Annotated in this window: 19 protein-coding genes; 16 read left to right on the top strand and 3 right to left on the bottom strand. The window is 68.5% G+C overall.

The features are described 5' to 3' along the window. Nucleotides 1-13 precede the first annotated feature (13 nt). The 8 genes from ACFYP5_RS35580 to ACFYP5_RS35545 all read left to right on the top strand — a co-directional run bounded on the left by ACFYP5_RS35580 (nt 14) and on the right by ACFYP5_RS35545 (nt 7864). Nucleotides 14-913 (top strand): amino acid ABC transporter permease, encoded by a 900-nt coding sequence (locus ACFYP5_RS35580; RefSeq protein WP_389043518.1) that lies wholly within the window; start codon nt 14-16, stop codon nt 911-913. A 41-nt stretch (nt 914-954) separates the two neighbouring features. Next, on the top strand, nt 955-1707 hold the full coding sequence (locus tag ACFYP5_RS35575) for an amino acid ABC transporter ATP-binding protein (protein WP_389043622.1): 753 nt from the start codon (nt 955-957) through the stop codon (nt 1705-1707). Nucleotides 1708-1756: 49 nt separating this feature from the next. Next, nucleotides 1757-2731 (top strand): ABC transporter substrate-binding protein, encoded by a 975-nt coding sequence (locus ACFYP5_RS35570; protein ID WP_389043517.1) that lies wholly within the window; start codon nt 1757-1759, stop codon nt 2729-2731. 21 nt (nt 2732-2752) lie between these two features. After that, complete coding sequence (locus ACFYP5_RS35565) at nt 2753-3820, top strand: LLM class flavin-dependent oxidoreductase (protein WP_389043515.1); 1068 nt, start codon at nt 2753-2755, stop codon at nt 3818-3820. Next, nucleotides 3817-5160 (top strand): NtaA/DmoA family FMN-dependent monooxygenase, encoded by a 1344-nt coding sequence (locus ACFYP5_RS35560; protein ID WP_389043512.1) that lies wholly within the window; start codon nt 3817-3819, stop codon nt 5158-5160. Before ACFYP5_RS35565 ends, ACFYP5_RS35560 begins: the two co-directional genes overlap by 4 nt. A gap of 4 nt (nt 5161-5164) precedes the next feature. Beyond that, on the top strand, nt 5165-5980 hold the full coding sequence (locus ACFYP5_RS35555; protein WP_389043509.1) for a DUF1684 domain-containing protein: 816 nt from the start codon (nt 5165-5167) through the stop codon (nt 5978-5980). Nucleotides 5981-6276: 296 nt separating this feature from the next. Then, on the top strand, nt 6277-7176 hold the full coding sequence (locus ACFYP5_RS35550) for a S1 family peptidase (protein WP_383969651.1): 900 nt from the start codon (nt 6277-6279) through the stop codon (nt 7174-7176). A 208-nt stretch (nt 7177-7384) separates the two neighbouring features. Then, entirely contained in the window at nt 7385-7864 is a 480-nt protein-coding gene (locus ACFYP5_RS35545) for a hypothetical protein (protein ID WP_030977230.1), read from the top strand. A gap of 12 nt (nt 7865-7876) precedes the next feature. Here ACFYP5_RS35545 and ACFYP5_RS35540 read toward each other — a convergent pair whose 3' ends face one another. After that, entirely contained in the window at nt 7877-8776 is a 900-nt protein-coding gene (locus tag ACFYP5_RS35540; protein WP_389043619.1) for a DUF4231 domain-containing protein, read from the bottom strand. 349 nt (nt 8777-9125) lie between these two features. Between ACFYP5_RS35540 and ACFYP5_RS35535 the strand changes: the two genes are divergently transcribed. The 5 genes from ACFYP5_RS35535 (at nt 9126) to fxsT (ending at nt 18183) form a co-directional block, all read left to right on the top strand. Continuing rightward, on the top strand, nt 9126-9836 hold the full coding sequence (locus ACFYP5_RS35535) for a hypothetical protein (protein WP_389043507.1): 711 nt from the start codon (nt 9126-9128) through the stop codon (nt 9834-9836). 475 nt (nt 9837-10311) lie between these two features. After that, on the top strand, nt 10312-10476 hold the full coding sequence (gene fxsA / locus ACFYP5_RS35530; RefSeq protein WP_389043505.1) for an FxSxx-COOH cyclophane-containing RiPP peptide: 165 nt from the start codon (nt 10312-10314) through the stop codon (nt 10474-10476). A gap of 30 nt (nt 10477-10506) precedes the next feature. Continuing rightward, a complete protein-coding gene (gene fxsBH / locus ACFYP5_RS35525; protein ID WP_389043503.1) occupies nt 10507-12789 on the top strand; it encodes a radical SAM/SPASM protein FxsBH, inactivated beta-hydroxylase extension form in 2283 nt (760 codons plus the stop codon). Between the two features lie 115 nt (nt 12790-12904). Next, the gene (fsxC, locus tag ACFYP5_RS35520) at nt 12905-14251 is read left to right on the top strand and encodes an FxsC protein (protein ID WP_389043501.1); all 1347 of its coding nucleotides are present in this window, start codon (nt 12905-12907) and stop codon (nt 14249-14251) included. Then, nucleotides 14248-18183 carry an FxSxx-COOH system tetratricopeptide repeat protein gene (gene fxsT, locus ACFYP5_RS35515; protein WP_389043499.1) on the top strand — a complete coding sequence of 1312 codons (3936 nt, stop codon included), beginning with the start codon at nt 14248-14250 and terminating at the stop codon, nt 18181-18183. Before fsxC ends, fxsT begins: the two co-directional genes overlap by 4 nt. Before the next feature lie 39 nt (nt 18184-18222). Here the strand turns inward: fxsT and ACFYP5_RS35510 are convergent, their stop codons facing one another. Beyond that, nucleotides 18223-19116, bottom strand: a complete 894-nt coding sequence (locus ACFYP5_RS35510; RefSeq protein WP_389043497.1) for an alpha/beta fold hydrolase — start codon at nt 19114-19116, stop codon at nt 18223-18225. A 352-nt stretch (nt 19117-19468) separates the two neighbouring features. On the opposite strand from ACFYP5_RS35510, the gene ACFYP5_RS35505 reads away from it, so the two are divergent. Further along, nucleotides 19469-20554: a S1 family peptidase gene (locus ACFYP5_RS35505; protein WP_389043494.1), complete on the top strand. Its 1086-nt coding sequence runs from the start codon at nt 19469-19471 to the stop codon at nt 20552-20554. A gap of 118 nt (nt 20555-20672) precedes the next feature. Here ACFYP5_RS35505 and ACFYP5_RS35500 read toward each other — a convergent pair whose 3' ends face one another. Further along, nucleotides 20673-22694, bottom strand: coding sequence for an N-6 DNA methylase (locus tag ACFYP5_RS35500; protein ID WP_389043492.1), 2022 nt, complete (start codon nt 22692-22694; stop codon nt 20673-20675). A gap of 144 nt (nt 22695-22838) precedes the next feature. Between ACFYP5_RS35500 and ACFYP5_RS35495 the strand changes: the two genes are divergently transcribed. Together ACFYP5_RS35495 and ACFYP5_RS35490 are read left to right on the top strand one after the other, a co-directional pair. Beyond that, on the top strand, nt 22839-23780 hold the full coding sequence (locus ACFYP5_RS35495) for a serine/threonine-protein kinase (protein WP_389043489.1): 942 nt from the start codon (nt 22839-22841) through the stop codon (nt 23778-23780). A gap of 97 nt (nt 23781-23877) precedes the next feature. Then, nucleotides 23878-25131, top strand: coding sequence for a protein kinase (locus ACFYP5_RS35490; protein WP_389043488.1), 1254 nt, complete (start codon nt 23878-23880; stop codon nt 25129-25131). Nucleotides 25132-25134: the final 3 nt, after the last annotated feature.

Below are 25134 nucleotides of genomic sequence, written 5' to 3'. Positions count from 1 at the left end.
CCAAGGAAACCTCATGTCGCTCACCAGCGATCCACCTCTCGACAGAACGACCGGGCCCCGGGCCGAAGCCGCTTCCGCCATCGACTACGGTGCGCTCACCGTCGTCCCCGTGCGCCACCCCTGGCGTTGGGCGGCGGTCGTCGCCACCGCCGTCCTGCTCGCCCAGTTCGTGCACGGTCTGATCACCAATCCCGGCTGGGAGTGGGACGTCTTCGCCCGCTTCTTCACCGCCGAGACCATCCTCAAGGCCGTCTGGATCACCCTCCAACTGACCTTCTACGGAACGGTGCTCGGCTTCGCGCTCGGCATAGTGCTCGCTTTCATGCGACTGTCGGCCAGCCCGTTCCTCGGCGCGGTCGCCTACGCGTACATCTGGGCGTTCCGCTCCATACCACTCATCGTCCAGCTGCTCTTCTGGTTCAACCTCGCCTACCTCTACAAGGAGTTGCAGTTCGGCATCCCGTTCGGGCCCGGCTTCTTCTCCTTCGACACGATGAACCTGGTCGGCGCGATGAGCGCGGCCGTCCTCGGGCTCGCGCTGCACCAGGCGGCCTACGCGGCGGAGATCGTCCGTGGTGGCGTACTCGCCGTGGACAGCGGCCAGTTGGAGGCGGCCGCCGCGCTGGGGATCCCCCGGCACCGACAGCTGTGGCGGATCGTGCTGCCGCAGGCGATGCGTTCCATCCTGCCGAACGCCGCCAACGAGATCATCTCGCTCTTCAAGGGCACCTCGATCGTCTCCGTGATGGCGATCGGCGAACTCTTCTACCAGGTCCAGGTCGTCTACGGACGCAACGGCAGGGTCGTGCCGCTGCTGATGGTCGCCACCGTCTGGTACATCCTCCTGACCACCGTGCTCTCCGTCCTCCAGCACTACGTCGAACGTCACTACGCCAAGGGGGCCGCGCGATGAGCGCCACCGCTGCCGATTCCACGGATGCCGTCCCGGACGCCATGGTCGAGATCCGCGCCGTGCACAAGAGCTTCGGCACTCTCGAAGTCCTGCGCGGCATCGATCTGTCCGTACGCGCCGGAGAGGTGACCGTCGTCCTCGGCCCTTCCGGGTCCGGGAAATCCACGCTGCTGCGCACCATCAACCACCTGGAGAAGGTCGACAACGGCTGGATCAGCGTCGACGGCACCCTGGTCGGCTACCGCAGGGACGGCAACAAACTCCACGAGCTCCGCGAACGCGAGGTCCTGCGCCAGCGCACCCGGATCGGCTTCGTCTTCCAGAACTTCAATCTCTTCCCGCACCTCACGGTCCTGGAGAACATCATCGAGGCGCCGGTCTCCGCCCTGCGCCGCCCCCGCAAGGACGCGGTCGCCGCCGCCGAGAAGCTCCTCGCCCGGGTCGGACTCGCCGACAAGGCGGGGGCGTACCCGAAGCAGCTCTCCGGCGGGCAACAGCAGCGCGTCGCCATCGCCCGCGCGCTCGCTCTGGAGCCGAAGCTGCTGCTCTTCGACGAGCCGACCTCGGCGCTCGACCCCGAGCTGGTCGGCGAAGTCCTCGATGTCATCAAGGACTTGGCGCACGGCGGCACCACGATGATCGTCGTCACGCACGAGATCGGCTTCGCCCGGGAGGTCGCCGACACCGTCGTCTTCATGGACGAGGGACGGATCGTCGAGCAGGGCGCCCCCGCCGACGTACTCGACCGTCCGGAACACCCGCGCACCCGCGCCTTCCTCTCCAAGGTCCTGTGACCTCATGTCCCTTTCCACCCCTTCCGCGCCGTCTGCAAGGAGCGCTCACGTGTCCGTCCGCCGTACCCTCGCCGCCACGCTCGCCACCCTCACCGCCGCCGGACTCCTCACGGCCTGCGGTACGAGCGACGCCGCCACCGACGAGATCGACCCGAAGGGGCAGCGGGGCACGGGCATCAACATCGGCCCCGACCAGCACCGGATCCGGGAGAAGAAGGTCGACGCCATCGCGGCGAAGGTGCCGGCAGCCGTCCGTGAACGCGGCACGCTGCGGCTGGGCGCGAGCGCCGACGCCTCGCCGCCGCTCGGTTTCTACGCCACCGACGACAGGACCCGGATCGGCTCCGAGATCGACATGGCGACCCTGATCGCCGACACGCTAGGGCTGAAGCCCGAGTTCGAGGAGGTCTCCTGGGAGAACCTCTTCGTCGGCCTCGACAGCTCCAAGTTCGACGGCGTCCTCTCGAACGTCACGGTCACCGAGGAACGCAAGGAGAAGTACGACTTCGCGACCTACCGGCTCGACAACATCGCCTTCGAGGCCAAGAAAGGCTCCGGCTGGAAGGTGAAGGGCCCCGAGGACGCGGCGGGGAAGACCATCGCCGTCGCGTCCGGCACCAACCAGGAGAAGATCCTTGTCGACTGGAGCGAGCAGAACGTCAAGGCCGGACGCAAGCCGGTTGACATCAAGTACTTCCAGAAGGACACCGACTACTACCTGGCCCTGCAGTCCGGCCGGATCGACGGGTATCTCGGCCCCGGCCCGTCGGTGAACTACCACGTGGCGTCGGCAGGCCGGTCCGAGGTCGTCGGCACGCTGTCGGGCGGTGGCGACGGACTCCAGGGGAAGATCGCCGCCACCACGAAGAAGGACAGCGGCCTGGTCGAGGCGTACGCGGCCGCCATCGACCACATCATCGAAGACGGCTCGTACGCCAAGGTGCTGGGGCGCTGGGGACTCTCCGACGAGGCCGTCGAGAAGTCCGAGATCAACCCGCCCGGCCTTCCCAAGCCCAAGAACTGAGCCCGAGAGGTACGCACAGCGATGTCTGTCACCACCGCTCTTCATCTGGCTGCCGAGATCGGCGGCCCGCCCCACTACGACGCCCGGCACTACGTGGAGCTCACCCGGCTCGCCGAGCGCGGGACACTCGACTTCGTGACCCTCGGCGACTCGTTCGCCCGCCCCGGGCTCGACGCGCTCGCGGTGCTCTCCCGGGTCGCGCCCGCCACCCGCAGGATCGGGCTGGTGCCGACCGTCACCACCACCCACACCGAGCCGTTCCATGTCTCGTCCGCCGTGGCCACCCTGGACTGGGTGAGCCGCGGCCGGGCGGGCTGGAGCGCCGAGGTGTCGACGACCGAGGCCGAGGCCCGGCTGTTCGGCCGGCGGTCCGCCGCGCCCGCCGCCGAGCTGTGGCGCGAGGCGGGTGAGACCGCCGATGTCGGCGCCCGGCTTTGGGACAGCTGGGAGGACGACGCGGAGATCCGGGACGTCGCCACCGGCCGCTTCATCGACCGCGACAAGCTGCACTACGTCGACTTCGAGGGCGCGACGTTCACCGTCCGCGGACCGGCCATCGTGCCCAGGCCCCCGCAGGGCCACCCGGTCACCGTGATCGACGGGACGGGCGGACCGAGCCAGGAGGCCGCCGCCCGCCACGCCGATGTCGTACTCGTGCGGGCCACCGGGCCCGCGCAGGCAGCGGGCATCCGGGCGGACGTACGGCGCCGCGCCGCGGCGTACGGCCGCGACCCCGACACCCTGCGGGTGCTGGTGGCGCTCACCGTCGACCTCGGCGACGCCGAGACCGTGCCGGAACCCGGTACGGAGAGCGGACCGCCGCTCGCCGCCGGGGGCTCGTACTACCGGGGCGGCCCCGTCGACCTCGCCGAACTGATCGCCCGGTGGCACCGGGCCGGAGCCGTCGACGGCTTCCACCTCACGCCCATCACACCGGAGCGCGATCTCGAACGGATCGTCAACGGAACCGTCGCCCTGCTCCAGCACCGCAGCCTGTTCCGCACCTTCTACCCGGGGGGCACGCTCCGCGAGCACCTGGGACTGGCGCGCCCGGCGAACCGATACGCCCTTGCGGAGGGACGAGCATGACCGCACCGACGCGGAAACAGATGCACCTGGCCGCCCACTTCCCCGGCGTGAACAACACCACGGTCTGGACCGACCCCCGCTCGAAGAGCCAGATCGAATTCTCCTCCTTCGAGCACCTCGCCCGCACGGCGGAGCGCGGCAGGTTCGACTTCTTCTTCCTCGCGGAAGGGCTCCGGCTGCGCGAGCACAACGGGCGGATCCATGATCTGGACGTGGTCGGCCGCCCCGAGTCCCTCACGGTGCTGAGCGCTCTGGCGGCCGTCACCGACCGGGTCGGCCTCGCCGCCACCGTCAACGCGACCTTCAACGAGCCGTACGAACTGGCCCGGCGGCTCGCCACCCTCGACCATCTCAGCGACGGCCGGGCCGCCTGGAACGTCGTCACCTCCTCCGATGCGTTCACCGGGGAGAACTTCCGGCGCGGCGGCTACCTCGACCGGGCCCACCTCCCCCAAGTTCTCGGCTCCGCTCGAACAGGGGGGACCCCCTACACCCGGGCCGCGGAGTTCGTCGCCACCGCCCGCGAACTGTGGGACACCTGGACCCCCGACGGAACCCCGCGCCCGTTCCGTCACCAGGGACAGCACTTCGCCATCGAGGGCGAGTTCACCGTCCCACGCTCCCCGCAGGGCCACCCGGTCGTCATCCAGGCCGGGGACTCCCCGGAGGGCCGCGAGTTCGCCGCGTCCGCCGCCGATGTCATCTTCACCCGGCACGGCACCCTGGAGGCGGGCCGCACCTTCTACACCGACGTCAAGGCGCGGCTGGCGAAGTACGGCCGGCAACCCGACGACCTGAAGATCATGCCCGGGGTCACCTTCGTCCTCGGCGACAGTGACGCCGAGGCCCAGGAGTCGGCGGCCGAGATCCGCCGTCAGCAGATCTCCCCGCAGAACGCGATCCTCGCCCTGGAACAGGTCTGGGGCCGCGACCTCTCCTCGTACGATCCCGACGGGCCGCTCCCCGAGATCGACCCGGACCCCGATTCCGGACTGGTCCAGGGCCGGGTCAGGATCGGTGACCCGCTCGCCGTCGCGGCTCGCTGGCGCGCGCTGTCGGAGGCCAAGGGGCTGTCCATCCGGCAGACGGTCATCGAGACGACCGGGCGGCAGTCGTTCATCGGCAGCCCGGAGACGGTCGCCTCGGAGCTCATCGAGTTCGTCTCGACCGACGCGGCCGACGGCTTCATCCTCGTACCGCATCTCACCCCGGGCGGCCTCGACGACTTCGTCGACCGGGTCGTCCCGCTCCTCCAGGAACGCGGAGCCTTTCGCTCCGAATACGCCGGTTCCACTCTCCGGTCCCATCTCGGGCTGGCCGATCCGGTAGGGAAGGATTGATCGCATGAGCACGGACACACAGCAGGCGCAACCAGCGGAACAGAGTGAGCAGGAATGGAACCGCTGGCACGGGGAGCGCACCGCCACGGTCTCGGCACCGTACGGACCGCTCTCGCTCACCGGCACCCATTGGCTGTCCGACCACCCGGAGGGTCGAATTCCGGCCGTCCCGGGGCAGTGGCGGGAGGACGGCGACGAACTGGTGCTCACAGCCACCGCCGAGGACGGGCTCACCGTCGACGGGAAACCCTTCACCGGTGAGGTGCGGCTCACCGCGGACCGCGTCGCGATCGAATCCTCCCGCGTCGCTCACGGCGAGCGGCGGCTGGTCGTGCTGAACCGCGAAGGGCTTTGGGCGGTAAGGGACTTCGACCCGGACTCCGCGGCGCGGAAATCCTTCCGGGCCATCGAGGCGACGTCGTACGACGCCCGCTGGGCGCTGACGGGCACCTTCCGGCCGTACGACACCGTCCGCTCGGTCCGGGTCGAGAACGCGGACGGAGTCGAGCGCGGACTCGGTCTCGGCGGTGAGATCGCCTTCGAGGTGGAGGGAACGGAGCACACCCTCCAGGTCGCGGTCGAGCAGGACGGCTCGCTCTGGGCGGTCTTCGCCGACGCCACCAGCGGGAAGAGCAGCTTTCGCTTCCGCTTCCTGCGGCCCGCGGTGCCGGCCGAGGACGGCAGTGTGACGATCGACCTCAACCGAGCCGTGCTGCCGCCGTGCGCCTTCGCCGACCACTTCATCTGCCCCTTCCCGCCACCCGGTAACACCCTTCCCGTCGCCGTCGAGGCGGGGGAGCGGAACCGGATCGACCACTGACGTACCGCTGACGTACCGGAGACACACCCTCACATTTCATCCGGGCAGGGCCCGGCAGCTCGCGAGCTGCCGGGCCCTGCCGCGTGTCCGGCGCCTGCCGGCCGCATGCGCGGGGCGACGACCTCAGGCCAAAAGGCCCTCTTGCGCAAGAAGTTGACGCCTTGAATACTCCCGAGCAGCGCTTGTCAGGGGCACGCCGTATCCGGAATGCGGAGCACGGCCGTGCGCCCGACTGCGCCTCACGGGTCCGACCACCCCACGGGCGGACCCCCGTTTCCCCTTGGGAGGAATCAGAAGTGAGGATCAAGCGCACCACCCCCCTCAGCGGTATGGCGAGACGAAGCAGGGCCGTCGCGATCTCCGCAGGCCTTGTCGCTGTCGCCGCTCTCGCCGTGCCCAGCGCCCACGCCAACTCCACCGGGACGTTCAGCGCCAACCAGCTCACCGCCGCGAGCGACGCCGTGCTCGGCGCGGACATCGCCGGAACCGCCTGGAACGTCGACCCGGCGACCAAGACCCTGAGGGTCACGGTCGACAGCACGGTCTCCCAGGCCGAGATCAAGCAGATCAAGAAGTCCGCGGGAGCCAACGCCGGCGCTCTGCGGATCGAGCGCACGTCCGGCACGTTCAACAAGCTGCTCTCCGGCGGCGACGCCATCTACGCGCCCGGCTGGCGCTGTTCGCTGGGCTTCAACGTCCGCAGCGGCAGCACCTACTACTTCCTGACCGCCGGTCACTGCACCGACGGAAACCCGCCCTGGTACACCAACTCGTCGAATTCCACGAGCATCGGCCCGACGGTCGGTTCGAGCTTCCCGACCAACGACTACGGCATCGTGCGGTACGACAACGCCTCGGTCGCCCACGCGGGCACCGTCGGCAGCCAGGACATCACCAGTGCGGCCAACGCCACGGTCGGTATGTCCGTCACCCGCCGCGGTTCCACCACCGGCATCCACAGCGGAACCGTCACCGCCCTCAACGCCACGGTCAACTACGGCGGCGGCGACATCGTCTACGGCATGATCCAGACAAACGTGTGTGCCGAGCCCGGCGACTCGGGTGGCCCGCTCTACTCCGGCACCCGTGCGATCGGGCTCACCTCGGGCGGCAGCGGCAACTGCAGCTCCGGTGGTACGACGTTCTTCCAGCCGGTCACGGAGGCACTCAGCGCATACGGCGTCAGCGTCTACTGACACCCGGCACCTCGCGCACCTGCTCGAAACCGCGTTCGGCAACGCCAGAGCCCCCGCCCGAATTCCGGGCGGGGGCTCCCGTTCACCCCGCGGCTTTTGAGAGGATGTGGGGGAGGACGGTCGCGCAGGAACAACGGGGGCGGATGCTGTGCCTTCCGGAGGGATGCCCTCCGGGACCCCCGGCAGACACCCCAGGGGGTTCCAGTCCGTGAAACGTATCGGAGTGACCGGACATCGCAGCATCCCCGAGGAAGCGCACGCCCATGTGATGGCCGGGATACGAGCGGTGCTCTGCGGCTTCGACGGCTCCCTGGAAGCCCTCTCCAGCCTGGCTGTGGGGGCGGACCAGCTCTTCGCCGACCTGGCACTCGCCTGCGGGGCGGAACTGACCGTGGTCATCCCCAGCGGTGACTACGAGGCATGCTTCGCCGACGGCCCCGAACTGGCCCGCTACCGAAGCCTCAAGGGCCGCGCGGCCCGTGAGGTCCGGCTGGACTTCCCGCACTCCACCGACGAGGCGTACTACGCGGCGGGCGCCTACATCGCCGACCACTGCGACCGGCTGCTCGCGGTCTGGGACGGCCGCCCGGCCCGCGGCTTCGGCGGCACGGGCGACATCGTGACGTACGCCCGGACGCTCGGCCGCCCGGTGACGGTGATCTGGCGTGACGGAGTGGAGCGCGCCTGACCGGCCGTCACGTCACATGCGATGCCGGGCCAGCCAATCGGTGTGTTCGGGTGAGACGATCCGCTCGGTCTCGAAGACCGCGACCGGCCACTGCCGTTCGGTCAGACTGGTCTCCATGGCGGCCTGCATCGACTCCAGATCCTTCTCGACCAGCGAGTGCGCCGAGATCAGCGGGTGATGGCGGCGCATCTCGTTCCAGGCGAGGCAGGCGGCCGCTGCCGCCGAGAGCGCCCCTGTCAGGGCGAAGGACCGGGCGGCCCCGAACGCCTGCAGCAGGCTGAGCACCAGGGCCGGCATGGTCAGTGCCGCGATGGCGCTGGACCAGACGACGGCCCCGCGCCGCGAAACGTGCTGGCGCCTGCGGTACCAGCGCCGCTGTTCGATCAGCCGGTCCCGTATGTAGGTCTCCTTGCGCACCGTGAACGCCCTGCTCCGCAACTCCCGCATGGATTCCGTGATGAGCCCGTCGCCGGCATCGCTCATCTCGTCCCGGGGGTCCACCCAGCCGACCTTTCTGAGCTCCTGCAGCCCCTCTTCGAGCCGGTTGGCGAACACCGCCTCAGGGTGCTGGGTACCGGTGTCGAACGGGGAGCCGTGCACGGCGTATCGCCAGCACATCGACTTGATGAACTCGGCGGCGGAACGGTTCAGTTGCCAATGCGACTTTGCTTTGCGCCGGGCAGCGGCAAACGTCGTGACCAGAACCCCCAGATAGGCCAACGCCCCTATCGCGTCGAGCAGTTGAAATGAGCCACCTAACCTGCCGTGCCACGGCAGGGCCGCCGGTACGGCACCTAGCACGAGGAGGGCGAGCTGGCCACGGGTCGTATTGACCGCCTCCCGCTGGCGTGCGATGGCGATGGCGTCCGTGTGGTGGAAGAGCGCCGGGAGGTCCTCACCCCTGAAGACCATGGACTGAAGCGGTCCGGGAATCGCCGTCATGTTCACCCCGTCTGCAGTTTTGGACATGCCCGTTCAGCTAGGCGGATGGCCTGTTCGGTCCAGCCGGAAGCTGGAAGGCCCCTGTGCGCTGCCCGGGGCGCACGCATGCGTGCGCGGAGGCCGACCGGGGGCACGAGAGTAGATCGAGCGTCCGGGCACTGCAATGGTGCCCCCGGGTGACGGCAACCTCCCTCGGCCCGGATCCGGTCGCTCTCGTGCGATCCGAGGCGCTGTGGCATGGTTGACCAACTGTCTTTGATTACAGGCGAGTTACCCACCTGACAGCTTCGGGGCTCGCCTCTCGCTGGGGGGAGCGAACGTGCAGGATGCGAATCAGGACGATGTGCAGTCGCCGGCCGGTGTCCAACGGAGGATCCGGCGAAGCCCACTGCTGTTCACCACGCCCCTCGCGCTCCTCGCGCTTCTCGCCGCGATCCTTCTCTGGGAAGTGATCCGGACGAACATGGCGGGTGAGGCCCGGTCCGCTTGGCCGTGGCGCCTGCACCTGCTCGACATGGATGCACTGGGCAGCCTGCTGGCCGTCGCCGGTGGCGCCGTCCTGGCCAGGGCGCAGTACGCCCGTACGGTGCGGCCGTACCTGGGCTGGCGCGGATCCTGGCAGAAGGGACATCTGAAGGGGGACGCATCCGGGTGGCGCGTCGGCGTGCTCAACGGCGGGCAGCACCTTGCCGTAGTCGACGCCTGGGACTGTCGTCTGGTCCTGGCCGGACAGGCCGATTCCCCCAGTGCGCCCTGGGGCGACCTGGACGAGGCCGTGACCGAACTGACAGCTGCCGGGCTCGTCGTAGCGCAGGACTTCCAGATCATCCACTTCGGTGCGGGCTTCCCCCTGGTGAGCACCGGAGGATACGACACGGTGCTGGTGGGTGCCTTCTCGAAGAGGTTCGTCCGCGACGTCGAGGCGTTCTACATACGGCTCAGGATCACCGACGTCGTAGGTGACACCCACGAGCGCATCCTGGACTGCATGAAGGGGGCGAGGACGGATCTCAATGCCCCGCTCGACTGAGGTTCGGCAGAACCCGACCACCCTCTCGGCAGAGGCGGCCGATGCGAGGTGTTCGCGGATGGAACCGGCAGAACGTGGCGCCGAACGGGTGGACGGAGTGGAAGTGAACGCGCGGCTTCGGGCATCTGCCCCGAAGTCAAATCCACGCATCTTTCACCTGAATCGGGGTGGCGCATCGCTCGTCCTTGATGCATGGGTGCCCCGGCCGGCTTGTGCACAGGAGGGCGGGGAGGATCGTCAAGTCTGTCGGAACTGGCTCGTGTCAGCTGCTCCCGCCTGCCCTTTCTTCCCTCACTCCGACGGAGGAATGTCGAGTCGCGTTCCGTCTGGCGTAATGCTGTGTGAAAGCTGCGTTTCGGGCGCCCTCGGCGTTTGCCAAGCGCTGTCAGCAGAGTAAAGTCGTGCCGCCGGACACTGCATTTATGCAGTAGCCGGAAGCGTTTCAGTGTCCGGAACAATCCCATCAAGGACGGCCGTGAAGACCAACGAATCCAACTCATCCTTCGCCAATGCGAAGAGCCGTGTGCCGCTCGCCGAGATCGACGTCCGTGGTGCCGAAGCCACCAGGAAGCTCGATCGGGTATTCAGCACGTCAGCCGGCCGTTCCACCAAGGCGTCAACCTTCAGCTCGGCTCTCTGAGTCGTGCCGTAAGGTAGCTAGACTGACGGAATGACAGGACCCCTGGTCCCCTTCCGTGAAATCGTGCTCAAAGTGCACAGCAGGTGTGACCTTGCCTGCGATCATTGCTACGTCTATGAACATGCTGATCAGAGCTGGCGTACCCGCCCTAAGGCAATCTCTGATGAGGCTATTTCCTGGACCGCTCAACGCTTGGCCGAGCATGCTCTGACGCATGCGCTGCCCTCCGTGTCAGTGATCCTGCACGGAGGGGAGCCTCTCTTGGCGGGCCCCGCGCGTCTGCGCCGCGTCTGCGAGGAGCTGACCTCGGCACTGAACGGCATCGCCGCTCTCGATCTACGGATCCATACCAACGGTCTGCAGCTCAGCCCGCGCTATCTGGATCTCTTCGACGAGTTCGGTGTCAAGGTCGGCATCTCGCTCGATGGAGACCGGACCGCCAACGACCGGCACCGCCGGTTCGCCGACGGACGCACCAGCCACCCCTTGGTCCTCCGAGCAGTTGAGCTTCTGCGCCAGGAGCGCTACCGCCACCTCAACCTCGGCCTGCTGTGCACCGTCGACATCCGGAACGATCCGCACGCGGTGTTCGACGCCCTGGCCGAACTCGAACCGCCGCTCATCGACTTCCTTCTTCCGCATGCCACCTGGGACCAGCCCCCGCCGCGTCCGGACGGATCGCCCACGGCCTATGCCGACTGGCTTCTCGCGATCTTCGACCGCTGGAGGGAACAGGGCCGGCCGGTGCCGGTGCGGTTCTTCTCCTCGGTCCTGTCCAGCCTGAGCGGTGGCCCCAGTCTCACCGAGTCCCTGGGTCTGGCCCCCACCGACCTCGTCGTCGTCGAGACCGACGGGCAGCTGGAACAGGTGGACTCGCTCAAGAGCGCCTACGAGGGCGCGGCCTCCACCGGGTTCGACGTCTTCACGCATGCCTTCGACGAGGTCGCGGCGCACCCCGGGGTCCGGGCACGGCAGCTCGGACTGGCCGGGGTCAGTGAGACCTGCCGCCGTTGCCCCGTCGTACGTTCGTGCGGCGGGGGGCTCTACACACACCGCTACCGTTCGGACAGCGGATTCGACAACCCTTCGGTGTACTGCGCGGATCTCGAAGCACTGGTGCACGGCATCGAGGTGCGAACCGCTGCCGAAACCGAGTCGGCCGCGGTTGCGGAACCGCACGAGCTGATCGGCGCACACCAGGACCTGACGCGAACGTTGCTCGCCCGGCTCCACGCAGACCTCGACGGACGAGGCGGGGAGCGATGGGACGAGGCTTGGGAGTTGGTGCAGGCTCTGGACCGGACGGAAGCGGGCGCCGGCGGCCTGGACGGTGTCCTGGCCCATCCCTACACCCGCACCTGGCTGCTCGACGCGCTGGACGTCGTGAGTGACGAACGGCCCGGTGCCGGCCGGTCAGCGACGCTGCGGCTGTCGTCGTCGGTGGCCGCAGCCGCCGTACGCGCCGGGCTCGAACGGGTCGTCCCCGTCCCCTACCGGGAAGGCCGCATCTACCTCCCCACTCTCGGAGAACTGCGGATCGGTGGGTCGGAGGAGCGTGGCATTGCCCTCGTGCGCGCCACCGACGACGGATTCCTGATCCGGCGGGATGGCCACGCCGCCGAAAAGCGGATCGTCCGGAACTCGACGGAGGGCCCTCTCGGCTGGCTTCCGGTGCGCCGTGTCGGCGGTGACGGGGCGCCCGGGTTCCTGCTCGACGATCTCGATCCGTACCGCGACTGCTTCGGTACGCCCGTCGCTCCCCGGCTCGGGCAGTCCGAGGCTGACGCGTGGAGCGCGCGCCTCGCCGGGGCATGGGAACAGCTGACGGTGGTCGTACCGGACCAGGCGGCCGAGATGGCGCGCAGCCTGACAGTGCTGACACCACTCGTCACCGGACACCCCGTGGCGGGACAGCACGGCTACGGAGCGTTGGGGATCGGGGTCTGCAGGGATACCGAGGAGCCGGCGCTCGGTCTGCTCCGCGGGTTCCGGCGGGCCAAGCTGAGGGCCCTTGTGGATGTCACGGATCTGTACGCATTGGACGGAGCCTGGGAACATCGGACGCCCTGGCAGGAAAAGTCCGTTCCCTTCTCCCGACTGCTGTCCTCGACCTACGAGCGAGTGGGGCTCGGTCTCTTCGACCCCCGGTTCCTGGACGGCGTGCCGCAGGCACTCGACACGCTCGAAGCGGCGGCCGAGACGACCATCGACGGAAAGCAGCTGCTGGCCGCAGTCCGGAAGGAGATCAGCGGTACACACGGGACATCCGGGAAGAACAGTTGCAAGACTGATTTCGATCAAGAACCCGATTGACCGGGCGTGAGGCTGGATGACTGAAAAGCAGCGGTGAATGACCGAACGCCATGGGGGTGGAGCAAGGTCCGCTCCGGAATGATGAATTCGCTCGCATTCTTCCCACACTCCTCGGATGCGAGTGCTCACACAGGACGGGGGTCGTGTGCACGCATCAACGCAACCGCGAGCGGCGGACCATCGGCCGTACTTCTTCTTGAGCTATGCGCATACACCGGGGTACGGCGGTGGAACGGACCCGGATATGTGGGTCGAGCGGCTGTTTCAGGATCTCTGCGGCCACGTAATGGCCATGACCGACCTCCCGGCGGGTGCCTCCGCCGGGTTCATGGACCGGGAGATACGGTCCGGCGAGGGGTGGTCGGAACGGCTCGGCAGCGTGCTGGCCACCTGCCGGGTGTTCGTTCCGCTCTTCTCGCCGCGTTACTTCGCCAGCGAGATGTGCGGAAAGGAGTGGCACGCTTTCGAGCAGCGTGCCATCGCCCACCGGGCCCGCAGCAATCAGCCCGCCGAGGCGATCGTGCCCGCTCTGTGGGTGCCGGTGCCACCGACCCAACTGCCCGGTCCGGCAGAGCGGCTGCAGTTCAATCACCGCGACTTCGGGGACCGTTACGTCAGTGACGGACTCTACGGGCTGATCAAACTCAGGCTCTTCGCCCAGGAGTACGAACGGGCCGTCTACGAACTTGCGAAACGCATCGTCAGCGTCGCGGCCACCGCCCGGATCGAAGTGGGGCGTCCCGTCGACTACCGGCTGGCCCCCAGTGCTTTCGGCTCGCCGAGCAGCGGTGCCGGTGCACCCCGCCCGATGAAGGTGACCATCGTGGCTCCCACCCGGCACGACCTGCCCGAGGGGCGTAGCGCCGACTACTACGGCGACAACCCGCACGACTGGAACCCGTACCACCCGGCCTCCGTACGCCCTCTGGCTTACGTCGCCGAGGACTTGGTACGTGCCCTCAACTATCAGGCCACCATCACCTCCTTCGACGAGGAATCCGGCCATGCGGAGAGCAAGGGGCCACCGAACAGGCCGGAGATCCTGGTCGTCGACCGCTGGGCGCTGATGGACGAGGACCGCCGCCGCAGACTCGCAGCCTTCGACGCCGAGAACCGCCCATGGGTGACCATGGTGGTGCCGTGGAACCGCGAGGACCCCCAGAGCAGGGCTGCCGAGGCCGAGTTGACCGAGAAGCTCGAACAGACCATGCCGTCGAAGATCCGCCAAGGGCGCGCCTTTTGCCGCGCCGCGGCAAGGGGAGTGCCGAGCATGGATGCCTTCGGACAGGTCCTGCCTCAGGTCGTGGAGGCGGCGGCCCAGCAGTATCTGCGCCATGCGGCGGTCTATCCGCCGGCGACGGGCGGCGGCCACACTGAACGGACACGACTGATGGGGCCCATGGGCAACACGCAGTTCATACCGGACATGCACGACCCTGCGACGGATGCGGAGGACGTATGACGGCCGGGCGTGACGGACGCATCGTCACTTTCTACTCGTACAAGGGCGGTACCGGGCGCACCATGGCCCTGGCCAACACCGCCTGGATACTCGCCGCCAACGGCAAACGGGTACTGGCCGTCGACTGGGACCTGGAGGCGCCGGGACTCCACCGGTTCTTCCACCCGTTCCTCGACCCTTCGACCCTCGGTGCCACCACCGGCGTCATCGATCTGATCACCGAGTACGCCTGGGCCGCGACCAGCCCGGTCCAGCGTGCCGACGACTGGCACCGCGACTACGCCCGGATCCAGCCGCACGCGGTCTCCCTCACGCCCGAGACACTCGGCTGGGAGTTCCCACAGGGCGGAACGCTCGACTTCGTGTCCGCCGGTCGGCAGAACCGCGAGTACTCCGCGACCGTCTCCACCTTCGACTGGGACAACTTCTATGACCGGCTCGGCGGCGGCCACTTCTTCGACGCCCTGCGCGACGACATGAAGGCCAACTACGACTACGTCCTCATCGACAGCCGGACCGGCCTCAGCGACATCGCCGACATCTGCACCGTCCACCTTCCGGACCTGCTCGTCGACTGCTTCACGCTCAGCGACCAGTCCATCGACGGCGCTGCATCCGTAGCCCGGCAGATTTCCGAGCGTTATACCGGCCGTCCCATCTCCATCTTCCCCGTCCCGATGCGGATCGACGAGGGCGAGAAGGAGAAGGCCGATGCGGGCCGGGCCCTGGCCCGGCTGAAGTTCGACCGGCTGCCCCGAGACCTCTCGAGTGACGAACTCACCGCCTACTGGGGTGCGGTGGAGATTCCGTACCGCCCTTACTACGCGTACGAGGAGACCCTGGCCACCTTCGGCGACGAGGCAGGTCTGACCAACTCGCTGCTCTCCGCTTTTGAGCGGCTCACCGCCGTCATCACCGACCGGCAGATCACCTCGATGCCCCCCGTGGCGGAAGAGGTGCGGCTCCGCATCCGGGACGCCTTCACTCGGCGCAGGCCCGCGCTGCCGGCCGATCTCTTCCTCAACTACGTGGCGGAGAACCGGATGTGGGCCGACTGGATCGAATCGGTCCTCACCCGGGCCGGATTCCGCGTCGTCCCGCGTGATGTTTCCGCCGAACGGGGCACGGCCGACCCGGCGCACGCCGCGGCCGAGACCGCCACGCGTACCGTCGTCCTGCTCTCCAGTGCGTATCTCAAGTCCCAGCGGGCCGTGAGCCTGTGGGACAGGGCGGTCGCCGAGGACCCGGGTGGCGGCAGGCGTCAGCTGCTTCCCCTCAGGGTCGGGGACGTACGCCTCTCCGCCCCATACATCGACCGCAACCCCGTCGATCTCTTCCGGCTCGACGAGGTGCACGCCACCTCGGCGTTGATGCGTGCCCTGGACCGCCCGGTGCAGCTCGTCGACGGGGTCGCTCCAGGCCCCCGATTCCCCGGCACCGTGCCGAAGATCTGGAACGCACCACCCCGCAACCCTGGCTTCACGGGTCGCTCCCTGGTCCTGGAGCGGATGCGCGATCAGCTCGGCGGCGGGATGGCCGTCGTACTTCCCCAGCCGCAGACGCTGTACGGGCTCGGTGGCGTCGGCAAGACCCAGGTGGCCCTGGAGTACGTGCACCGCTTCATGGCCGACTACGACCTGGTCTGGTGGATATCGTCCGAGCAGACCGACGATGTGGTGGCAGGCCTCGCCGAACTCGCCGTCCGGCTCGGAGCCCAGGGAGGCGACGACATGGCCGCGGCCTCCCAGGAGGCCGTCGACCTGCTGCGCCGCGGAGTTCCGTCAGAACGTTGGCTGCTGGTCTTCGACAATGCCGACGACCCCGAACGGCTCAGGCGCTACTTCCCTCAGGGCGGGTCCGGTCACATCCTGGTCACTTCCAGGAATCAGACCTGGTCCCAGCACGGTGACGCACTGCCCGTCGACGTCTTTCTGCGGGAAGAGTCCATCGAGCACCTCCAGCGCCGCGCCCCGGGACTGAGTGACGAGGACGCCGCCCAGGTGGCCACCGCCGTCGGCGACCTGCCGCTCGCCGTCGAACAGGCGGCCGCCTGGATCGCGGAAACCGCCACTCCGATCGACACCTATCTGGAACAGCTCGCCCAGCAGGCCCCCCAGGTCCTGGCCCTCAACCAGCCCGCGGGCTACCCGGAACCCGTCGCTGCCACCTGGAACATCTCCATCGAGCGCCTCAAGGAGCGCTCGCCCGCCGCCGTACGGCTGCTGCAGCTCTGCGCCTTCTTCGCCCCCGAGCCGATTTCGGGGGATCTCCTGTACAGCAAGGAGATGATCGAGGCACTCAAACCGTACGACGCCTCGCTCCAGGAGAAGCTGGTGCTGGGACGGGTCATCCGGGAGATCGGCCGGTTCGCCCTCGCCAAGGTCGACCAGGTCTCCAACTCCATCCAGGTGCACCGCCTCGTTCAGGCCGTCATCCGGGCGCAGCTCAGCGAGGAGGAGCAGCGCGAGGCCCGGCATGTCGTCCACCGCATTCTGGCGGGTGCCAGGCCCGATGACGACGAGCCGATCGACAACCCGTTGACATGGCCGCGGTTCGCCACCATCTGGCCGCATCTCGGCCCGTCCGATGCGCGCAACTGCAAGGAACCCGAGACCCGCAGGCTTCTGATCGACCGAGTGCGCTACCTGTGGAAGCGCGGTGATTTCAGGACGGCCGGCACCCTCGGCGCCGAACTGCGCGAGGCATGGGGGGAGATGCTTGGCGAGCGGGATCTCCAGTACCTCTACCTCTGCTTCCACCTCTCCAACATCTATCGCTCGCGCGGACGTTATGTGGAGGCGAAGGAGCTCGACGAAATCACCCTCACGCGCCAGCGGGAGGTTCTGGGTTCGGAGCACCCGCACACGTACATGACCACCAGTAGCCTCGCGACGGACCTCGGCACGCTCGGCGAGTACGGCCGGGCGATCGAGCTGGCGACCGAAGCCACTGAGGGGTTCAGTCAGATCTTCCACGAATCGCACCCCAGGACGCTGGCAGCGGCCAACAACCTGGCGCTGAATCTGCGCCTCGTCGGGCAGTACGCCAGGGCCAGGGAAATCGATCAGGACGTCTACGACCGGCGTACCGAGGTACTCGGCGCGAACCACCCGTACAGCCTGTCCTCCGCCATGAACCTGGCCCGCGATCTGCGGGACGTAGGGCGATACGAGGACTCCGTCGGTCTGCTCAGCCGCACCTACGACAGTTACAAGTCGCACCTCGGGCGCACCTTCCCCGGCACGCTGAGCGCGGCGAAGAGCCTGGCTGTGTCGCTGCGCAGGGCGGGCCAGCTGGAGGATGCCCGCAGACTGACGGTGGCCACCCGTGCCAGGTACCGGGCCAAGTACACCTCGGCCAATCCCGAATCGCTGGCCTGCGATCTCAATATGGCGGCCGACCTGTTTGCGGCCGGTGAGGCGATCGAGGCCAGGGACACGGCACGGGAAGTCGTCGACCAGTACATGAAGGTGCCGGGGGAGAAGCACCCGTACACCCTGGCCGCCCAGAACAACCTCGGCGTCTATCTCTCGGGGGCCGGAGCGGCGGAGGAGGCGGAGAAGCTGCTGACGCGAGTGGTCGCCTTGATGCGGGAGGTGTTCGGTCGCGAGCATCCGCACACGCTGTTCTCCGTGATGAACCTGGCCAATGCGACCGCGGACCTCGGTGGCCTCGACATCGTGCTGGAGACCGAGCGGCGGGTGTCCGCGCAGCTCCGGGAAGCTCTCGGGGCGCACCATCCGGAGACCTTGGCCATGACGTCGAACATCGCTGTCACGCTCGATGAGATGGGGCGCAAGGACGAGGCGGTGCAGGTACGGGCGGAGGTGGTCGAAGAGCTGACCCGGCAGCTCGGCGACGAGCATCCGCTGACCCGGATCGCACGGGACGACAGCCGGTTCCAGCGCGAACTGGAACCGATCACGATCTGAGCAGGCCGGGGCCCCGCCATCGGGGGGGCCCGGCCCGGTTCAGTCCTCCGGGGCGGCGGCGGTGTCCTGCTCCTCCAACAGCCAGTTGAGGATGCCGGGGAGCACGGACAGCGCATCGAAGTGCGCTGCCGCCGGCTCCAGCACCGCGGTGGCGCCCGGGATCTTCCCAGCGAGCCAGCGGGAGTGGCCGACCGGTGAGAACACATCCTTCTCGCCGTGCCACAGCATCACGGAGCCTGTGATGTCCGCCGGGTCGAAGCCCCACGGGGTGCAGAGGGCGATCGCGTCGTCGATCCATCCGTACGCCGAAGTGCGCAATCCCTCACGATAGTTGCGCAGCAGCATCGAACGGATCCCGGCGTCGTTGACGACGAGCCGGTCGGAGTCGGTCAGCTCCCGGCGTAGGTCGTCGATGAGCCGGACCGGATTCTGTCTGATCACCGCGGACCGGGAGATGAACGACTCCGCCAGTCCGTCCGGATCGGCCGCCGCCGTGGAGTACGCCAGCACATTGGAGGCGGCCATCCCGTCGAACCAGTCGAGGCCGTCCGCGCCCCAGGGGGCCAGTCCGACCAGCGCGGCGGTACGGGTGACCCGCTCGGGCATCAGCGCGGCGCAGGCCAGCGCGTGCGGGGCACCGCCGGAGCGGCCCACCACGGCGAACCGTTCCAGCCCGAGCGAGTCGGCGATGGCCCGCACATCCTCCACGACGTCCGCCACGCAACGGCCGGCGAGCCGGTCGGAGCCGCCGTAGCCGGGGCGGTCGTAGGTGATGAGCTGTGTCTTGCGCTGGTACAGCACCATGCCGCGCGGGGCCGGACCGAGGCGACTGCCGGGCATTCCGTGCAGCAGAAAGACCGGTCTGCCGCGCGGGTCGCCCAGACGCTCCACCATCAGATGCCGCCCGTCCCTTGCGCGCACCCGATTGCGCACTCCGCGCCTCCTTCACTTCGTGCGGGCACCGAGTGCCCGGCTTCTTCGTGCAATTCGATGATGGCTCATCAAAGTCCCTGTGTGGAATGGCAATTGAGGTAAATCAACGGCGAGTACCGGACAGGTCCAGTCCTTACCCACTGCCGACCGGCCGGTTGCACGCGGTGTTCGCAATCGGAACCGACATGGTGTGACGGCGGCCAAGTGAACACGGCGCGGCGAAACGGTGGTGCCGTGTGTGCGTCCTGAAGTCGACCTTGTGTGCTAACTGCCCGGTCGGAATAGTGGGCGGCTCCATCCTCCGTACACAGGCACCCCACTTGCCTGTGTGCGGCCCCACAGGAGGTAGAAGTTGAAGCATCGACGCATATCCAGGAAGCGCGCGGTCATGGCCGGGTCGGCCGTTGTCGCCCTGGTCGCAGCGGGAGTCACGTTCCAGAGTGCGAACGCCAGTGACGACGTACCGCAGTTCACCGTCCGGACCCTGACGGCGAACGCGGCCGGAAAGCTCGCCACCACTCTCGGGCAGGATCTGGGCAGCGACGCGGCCGGCTCGTACTACGACGCCAAGTCGAAGAGCCTGGTCGTGAACGTGGTCGACGGGACCGCCGCCGAGCAGGTGCGGCAGGCGGGCGGCAGGGCCAGGGTCGTATCGAACTCGCTCGCCGAGCTGAAGTCGGTCCGTCAGACCCTTACGGCCAAGGCCACGATCCCCGGCACCTCATGGGCCGTCGACCCGGTCAGCAACAAGGTGGTCGTCACCGCCGACCGTACAGTCGACGGTGCGGCCTGGGACAGACTCGGCGCGGTCGTCGACGGGCTGGGCGGCAAGGCCGAACTCAAGAAGACCGCCGGGGAGTTCAAGCCGTTCATCGCGGGCGGCGACGCGATCTGGGGCAACGGCGGGCGCTGCTCGCTCGGCTTCAACGTGGTCAAGGACGGTGAGCCGTACTTCCTCACCGCGGGACACTGCACCGAGGCGATCAGCAGCTGGTCCGACTCTCAGGGCGGCGCGGAGATCGGTACGAACGCGGGATCCGAATTCCCGGGCAACGACTTCGGGCTGGTGAAGTACACCTCCGACACGCCGCACCCCAGTGAGGTCGACCTCTACAACGGTTCCACCCAGCCGATCACCAAAGCGGGCGAGGCGACCGTCGGCATGACGGTGACCCGTAGCGGTTCCACCACCCAGGTGCACGACGGCCAGGTCACCGGTCTCGACGCCACGGTGAACTACGGCAACGGCGACATCGTCGAAGGCCTCATCCAGACGACGGTCTGCGCGGAGCCGGGCGACAGCGGCGGCTCGCTCTTCGCGGGCGACACCGCGATCGGCCTGACCTCCGGCGGCAGCGGCGACTGCTCCTCGGGCGGGGAGACCTTCTTCCAGCCGGTGCCCGAGGCGCTGGCGGCATTCGGGGCGGAAATCGGCTGATCAGGCGGGCCCTCGGGGCGCCGTCCCCCCGCTCGTCGGCCGGGTCCGGAACCGGACCCGGCCGACGAACGAGTCCGGGCATACACAGTGGAGGGAGGGCCTGGGCTTTCGAGGCCGGTCAGATGTGTGCCCGTACCGGTCCTGACATTCCGCTGCGGGTAGTCGCGAGACCACCTGCAGCGAGCCGGTCGCCGACATCGTCCACCAAGCCCTTGCCGAGGCTCCCCGCTCTTGTCAGCAGCGCCTCGAAGGCGGTGAGACGGCGGAAGGTCTCGGCATACGTCGCCTGCTCCTCGATGGGGAGCTGGAGCACCTGGAGTCGTCTGATATCGACACGGGACGAACTGGACGCGTGTGTACCCGCCTGGCGTCCGTTGGCCGGTGCGCGCAGGCAGCCGGCAAGGAAGTGGGCATCCAGCTTCTCCGGGGTGACGCGCAGCGCGTACAGCTGGGGCCCCAGTGCGACCGGCGGCCCTTGGTGCACCCACGCCCTGAACGCGCGAACGACCCCCGCGACCACCACGTCGCCCTCCTCGGCCACGGCCTGCGCGGCACCCGGATCCAGCAGCCCACTGGGTGTGCCGTCCATCAGCAGGTCGGCAACGGTGAGCAGCGGAACACCCGCTCCCCGTGGCGGCGTGCTGTCCGAAGGCTGCTGCCCCGCGAGCAACGTGAGCGCGCCAGCCTTGATGAGATCTCCCACCGTGGCGGTCGTCCGTGGCTCCACTGCCATGAGGTCGATCTTTGACAGGTACTTCGTCAGGTCGCCGAGTTCATTCAGAGACCCGGCCAGCTCATCCCATGAAGCAGCGAGTTCGACCCCGGACGGTTCACTGCCGGATGCCGTGTAACGGCCCGGCGTGACGTCCACCTCGTCGTCCAGCAGGTCCAGCAGGGACACCCGTACGGCGCCTTCGGGCAGTTGGCCCCCGGGCTTGTCGAGTTCCGAGACGGCGGAGCGGACGAACTCGGTCACTGCATCCCAGTCGGGCCCCGGCTCGCGTGCACCCGGTTTGCCCAGCCGTGTCGCGTCGACCAGGAGTGCATCCTGAGCGCTTGGGCCGACCTGGGGGCCATCCGGAGCTGCGCGGAGTACCCACAGCTGGAGGGAGACGCTGTGCGGCTGCGCACACCCCGGAGGCAGGGCCACGACAGTTCTCAGCAGGCCGGTGCGCAACAGCGACCCCCGGATGCGACGACCCGCCTTGCGGGATGCGACGGCCGGAGGCAGGACGACGACTGCGGTGCCGCCGGGTCTGAGGTGTGTCAGCAGGTGCTGCACCCAGGCCAGCTCCGGTTCGGTGCGCGGCGGCAGGCCGTGTGTCCAGCGTTGGTCGGTGGCCAGTTCCTCGTAGCCCCAGTCGCGTTCGTTGAACGGCGGGTTACACAGTGCGATATCCGCTCGCAGGCCGGCGAACGGATCGTCCCGCAGTGCGTCGACAGTTGCGATCTCCGCACGGACGTCCCGGCCCTCGGTCGCGAAGTCGAGGCGCGCGGACGCGAGGGCAGCCAGGGCCGGATCCCGTTCGCACCCCAGCAGAGTCAGGCCCGGACCGTCGTACTCCTGAGCGGCAGCTACTGCCAGATGTCCCGTACCGCATGCAGGATCGAAGACCGTGAGCCCTCCATCGCCTTCGCCGAGTCGGCTGTCGAGCGCGATCTGCGCCATCAGCGTGGCCAGCTGGGTCGGCGTGGTGCTGAGTTGTCGCACATGGGTGTCCAGCCACCGCTGCAGCAAGAACTCGAACGTCTCGCGTGGCCCTTCCCTGCGCCCGAGACGCGCAGCTTCGCCGACCAGGTCTTTCGCTTCGGTGGAGAGTCCCGATGCCGCGGAGCGGGCCCGGGGGGAGCGCATCCGGCGGGCTGCGTCGGCGATGGCGAGCCCCGACTCGTCCCTGCTGCCGAGCGCCTCGAACCGCGGCCACAGGAACTCGCGGGCGCCGGCGTCCGTCAGCTTCCCGTTGCTGCGGAGCCACTGCTCGACATCGGAGAGCGAGAACTGTGGACTGACGTCCGTGCCGCCGATACGTGAGGGGAACGAGTCGTGGCGGCGGCGCCAGTTGCTCACCGCCGCGCGTCCCACCCCGGCGATCCGGGCGATCTCGGCCAGGCTGACCGGTACAGCGTTGGTTGTGCTCATCGAGAGTCTCCGGGGTCCTTGGCGGGCTAGGCGGGTCGGCGTCCCAGCAGCGGCCGCAGTACTGGCAGGCTACTACGCACATTGACTTTGTTCACAGGCTCGACATGTGGTGTCACTGTGTAAAACATGTGGAGGATGGGAGATATGCAGACGTTCGCACCGGGAATGGTGCTGCGGGACCGGTACCGGCTCGAGTCCGTGCTCGGCCGAGGCGTGATGGGGCAGGTGTGGCGGGGGTGCGACCTCTACCTGGAGCGGCCCGTGGCGGTGAAGACCGTCGCGTCGGAACTGCTGGCCGTTCCCCGGAGTCGCGACGAGGCGCTGGCCCGCTTCAAGCGGGAGGCTCAGGCTGCTGCCCGCCTCGACCACCCCAACATCACCACCGTCCACGACGCGTCGATCACGGACGAAGTCTGCTGTCTGGTGATGCAGTTGGTCGATGGAACGACCCTGGAGTATCTCTTCGACCAGCAGCAGGACGAACGGTTCGACGTGCCCACGGCAGCCGCAGTCGCCGCACAGCTGTGCGCCGGCCTGTCGGCCGCCCACGCCGCCGACCTGGTCCACCGTGACCTCAAGACGCAGAACGTCATGGTGAGGCGGGACGGCGTCGTCAAGATCCTCGACTTCGGCCTGGTCAAGTCTCTCGCGGACGTGGACCCGCGTCTGACCATGACCGGGGAGGGCATCGGCAACATCCTCTGTGCCTCGCCCGAACTGCTCTCCGGCCGCGGCCGTCTCGACGGCCGCAGCGACCTCTATGCGGTGGGCTGCCTGCTGCACCACATGCTCACCGGCGCTCCGCCCTTCTCCACCGATCAGCCCGCCCTCCTTGCTTCCCGGCATCTGACCGCGCATCCTCCCCTCATCGGAGAATCAGGGGTGGATGTGCCGGCCTCGCTCCAGGAACTGGTGACGGCCCTGCTCGCCAAGCGCCCGGAGGACCGCCCTTCCTCCGCCACCGAGGTCTATGTGGCCCTTGCACCCCATCTGCCGGGACCGGATCCCGCGGCGGCCGCCCGCCGCGGCCTTCCCGAGGACCCGCGCCGCCCGTTCCTCGTCCCGCAGGGGCCGCAGCCGCTGTGATCGGTGAGAGGATGGTGCGGCCGATCGGGTGCGCCGCACTGCCCCGGTCGTAGGGGTGCGACAGGCGCCGCCGGCGCCGGAACTGGGGACGGGCGCAATGCGGCGAAGCCTTGGGCGGTACGAGCTCACGCACGAGCTGGGCCGGGGAGGCATGGGCGTCGTATGGGCGGCGCGCGACCGCGACGACGGGCGTGAAGTGGCCGTCAAGCTCCTCGCCCCACGGGGGTACGGCTCTGAACTCACGACCTTGGAACGCCGGTTCCTTCGGGAGGCGCGCCTCACCAGACGCCTGAACCATCCCGGTATCCCCGTCGTGTACGACCACGGCAGTGACGACGGAGAGCTGTACCTCGTCATGGAACTCGTCCCGGGCCGCGCACTGGACGCGGTGCTCAAGGACGAAGGAACGCTGGATGTCGATCGAGCCGCAGGCGTCGCGCAGGGGGTCGCCGACGTCCTGGCGTACGCACACGGCCAGGGCGTCGTCCACCGCGACCTCAAGCCGTCGAACCTGATGATCACGCCCTCCGGCGAGATAAAAGTCCTGGACTTCGGTGTCGCAGCTGCCCTGGAGCCCCGCCCCGGCGAGACCCGCTTCACCGCCGCCAACGCCACGCCCGGCACCGTCGTCTACATGGCACCTGAACAAGCCGTGGGTAGAACCGTGCCCGCGAGCGACCTCTACTCACTCGGCTGCGTCCTGTACGAACTGCTCGCGGGGAAGCCGCCGTTCACGGACGGCAGCCTCTTCATGCTGTACCACCAGCATGCGAACGAGCCCGTGCCACCGCTCTCCGGTCACCGCCCCGGCATACCCACCGGCCTGACGAAGCTGGTCGCAGGCCTGCTCGAAAAGAAGCCGGAGGACCGGCCCGGTTCGGCGGCCGAGGTGCGTGCCCTGCTTGCCACCTGGGTTCCCGCTCCGGCCGAGGCGGGCCGCACCGACCCGCGGCTGGCCGAAGTCGCAGCCCTCCGCCGCTCCGGCCGTCCTGCCCACGCGCTGGAGGAATATCAGGAACTCCTCGCCACCCCCGGCCTCGGACGCGCGGACTTCCTCGCCGCCCGCGTCGGGGCCGCCCTGTGTGCTGGCGCGCTCGGCCGCTCCCGCGAGGCCCTCGACGAGCTGAAGTCCGTCCTCGCCGAGCAGCGCAGCCTCCTCGGACCAGCGGACACCGCAGTACTGGACACGCGTTACGAGATCGCGGTCCTTCTCGTACGCACCGGAGAGCGCCATCCTGCAGTGGAGCTGCTGCGCCGTCTGGCCGACGACGAGGAGCGCTTCCTCGTCGCGGACGACCCCCGGCGCGGCCGTTCGCGCGCCCTGCTGAAGCGGCTCGACCGCATGGCCTGACGG

It is taken from the genome of Streptomyces sp. NPDC005262, assembly GCF_042872425.1.
Taxonomy (GTDB): Bacteria; Actinomycetota; Actinomycetes; order Streptomycetales; family Streptomycetaceae; genus Streptomyces.
The sequence above is the reverse complement of the archived record's forward strand: the minus strand, read 5'-3'. Positions and strand labels throughout refer to the sequence as shown.